General features: G+C 63.3%; 1 pseudogene. It reads left to right on the top strand.

From position 1 onward, the window contains the following. Positions 1–259: pseudogene (locus KZZ04_RS19765) on the top strand (chemotaxis protein); the annotation flags it as partial.

The raw sequence follows: 259 nt of genomic DNA, 5'->3' as shown, positions 1-259 counted from the left end.
CGCGATCATGCGCCTGCTCGACGAAATCGAAGACCTGGCCGATGGCGACCTCACGGTGACCGCCTCAGTGACCGAAGACTTCACCGGCACTATCGCCGACTCCATCAACTATTCGGTGGACCAACTGCGCGATCTGGTGGCGACGATCAACTTAACCGCCGGGCAAGTTGCCGGCGCGGTGCAAGAGACTCAGGCCACCGCCATGCATCTGGCCCAGGCCTCGGAGCATCAGGCCCAGCAGATCGCCGAAGCGTCCACC

The sequence above is a fragment of the Pseudoalteromonas sp. CR1 genome, from assembly GCF_019392235.1.
Lineage (GTDB): Bacteria > Pseudomonadota > Gammaproteobacteria > Enterobacterales > Alteromonadaceae > Pseudoalteromonas.
This window is presented reverse-complemented; position numbering and strand designations above follow the sequence as displayed.